General features: G+C 72.4%; 3 protein-coding genes. 1 reads left to right on the top strand and 2 read right to left on the bottom strand.

The annotated features are described in order from the left end of the window. Window positions 1–420, bottom strand: a 420-nt coding sequence (locus GT030_RS02935; RefSeq protein ID WP_161199684.1) for an NUDIX domain-containing protein, incomplete at its 3' end; no start/stop codon positions are given. Next, the gene (locus tag GT030_RS02930; protein ID WP_237522168.1) at window positions 417–1,706 is read right to left on the bottom strand and encodes an NUDIX domain-containing protein; all 1,290 of its coding nucleotides are present in this window, start codon (window positions 1,704–1,706) and stop codon (window positions 417–419) included. The genes GT030_RS02930 and GT030_RS02935, both read right to left, overlap by 4 nt. 241 nt (window positions 1,707–1,947) lie before the next feature. Here GT030_RS02930 and GT030_RS35410 point away from each other — a divergent pair, with 241 nt between their 5' ends. After that, window positions 1,948–2,124, top strand: coding sequence for a hypothetical protein (locus GT030_RS35410; protein ID WP_202459617.1), 177 nt, complete (start codon window positions 1,948–1,950; stop codon window positions 2,122–2,124). Window positions 2,125–2,135: the final 11 nt, after the last annotated feature.

Here is a 2,135-nt window from a genome sequence, read left to right as displayed (position 1 = left end):
CGCGTCCAGGCCGGCCCGGCAGTACGCCACCGTCGCGGCGGGCAGCGCGTCCAGCGGGACCCAGGTCATGGCGTCGCAGACATCCGGCTCCATGACCCGTGGCTCGCCCGCCCACCGCCGCACCTCGAAGAAGAAGCCGACGCGGGCCGAACCGCCGGGCGCGCGATGGTGCACGGTGACGGCGGTGCGCACATCGGCCCGGTCGATGACGGCACCGGTCTCCTCGCGCGCCTCCCGGACCAGCGCGTCGACCACGTCCTCGTGCGGGCCGTCCAGATGCCCGGAGGGCAGATGCCAGAGCCCGGCCGCGTACACCGCCCCGGCCCGGCGTGACACCAGCACCTCCGGGCCGGCGCCGGTTTCCCGACGCAGGATCAGATGCACGTCGACCGGCACGGTCTGACGCTGCCGGCCGCTCATGCCGGGTACCAGCCCGTCTCCGAGTAGGTACGGCCCGTCCGGATGCCGTCGATGGCCGTGCGGGCGTAGGGCACGAGCGGTTCCGGCAGCCCGTCCGGGTCCCACCAGCGCCAGGCGAGGCACTTGTCCGGCTCCCTCAGCCACGGTTTCCCGCCCAGGCGGCGCGCGCGGAAGACCAGTTGCATGCGCGGCCGCGCCCTCGGTCCGTGCAGCACGTGCACCACATGGGCCAGCTCCAGGTCGGCGGGGTCGATCACCAGCCCGGCCTCCTCGTACGCCTCCCGCACCAGGCACGCGACGGCCGACTCCCGCTCGCAGTGCCCGGCCAGAAAGTGCCAGGTGGAGCCCGCGAAGGCCGCGTCCGGGTGGCGCAGCCCGAGCAGGACACGGCCGTCGTCGTCCTCGGTGTACAGATGGACGCCGACGATGTTCAGCTCCGTGCCGCCCGCGTCCCGTGCCTTCGCCGGGCGGGGGATCACCGGGGCCCGCACAGCCGGGGCCGCCGCGTGGCGCAGGATGAGTTCACGCGTGCCGGTGCTCAGCCGCAGCCGGTGCAGCATGTCCGGACGGAACCAGCGCAGCAGCACCCCCTCCGCCAGCCCCACCCCGTCCGGATCGCCGGTCCAGCGACCCGAGAAGACATGTACGGGCACGCACAGCCCATCGGCACCGGTGGCCTCCTCGACGGCGTACGGCTCCAGGCAGGCCGGGTCGAGACCCGGTACTTCCTCGGCCAGCTCCCGCCGGAGGGTGTCCTCCAGCGTGCGGTCCCCCGGCTCCCGGCCGCCGCCGAGCAGGGCGAAGGTTCCCGGCTCCCAGATGCCCGGGAGGTTGTCGCGCAGGTGGAGGAGGTAGCGGCCGTCACCGTCGTGGATCAGTGCCGAGGCGTTCACCGGAGCCGGTCTTCCGTCCAGGTTCAGGGCGCGCAACTTGGCTTTCAGGGAGCCCGGGTCGAGCTGCTCGACCGGTGACCAGTCGGCCTCGAGGGGTTCTGGCAGCTCGCGGGCCAGATACAGGGCGAAGGTGAACTCGTAACGGGCCGGTCCCACCGCCTCGACATGGACCGGAGCGGTCAGCAGCTCCGGGGTCAGGCACAGGCCACCCGGTGCGAGCCCGGTTTGCTCGGTCACCGCCCGCAGCGCGGCCTCCAGCAAGGTGCGGTCGCCCGCCTCGGCCCGCGCACCGGGCAACTCCGCAGGGTCCCGTACCCGCAGGACGCGCCCCTCGCGGTCGACGACGAGCGCGCGGCAGATGACCTGGGCGGAACCGGGGGTGAACGTACGCATGTCGTCGATCTCCTCCATCCGAGCGGGAAGTGAACTGGTGCTCTAAAAACGCTCCGGACACCGGCCTTGTCACGGCTTGGGCGAGGCAATTTCCGGAACGCGTGTTCCCATCCGCCGCTCGGCCCGGCGCGCCAAGGGCCGCCGTCCCCAAACTCGTTCGATCGAGGGAAGCACGCCCCCATCGCCGCGCTCCGCCGCGCGCCCCCCGTCAGAGACCCGTCAAGGCCGCGCCCCTGCCCGTATGAGAGGCGTCAACGTGGGGCCCCAACTCCTTGGAGCAGGGGTTTCCTCGAAGCGTTCCCCTTTCGACCCCAGTCCGTTCAGGAGTCCCAAGATGGCCGACCTGGCCTTCGTCGTCACCGTGCTCGCGGCCTTCGCGCTGGTGGCACTCGTCGCCAAGGGGGTGACGAAGCTGTGACCGCCGAGAAC

It is taken from the genome of Streptomyces sp. SID1328 (assembly GCF_009865595.1).
GTDB classification, from domain to species: Bacteria; Actinomycetota; Actinomycetes; order Streptomycetales; family Streptomycetaceae; genus Streptomyces; species Streptomyces griseoluteus.
Note: the sequence above shows the minus strand (reverse complement) of the source record. Positions and strands in the feature narration are given on the sequence as shown.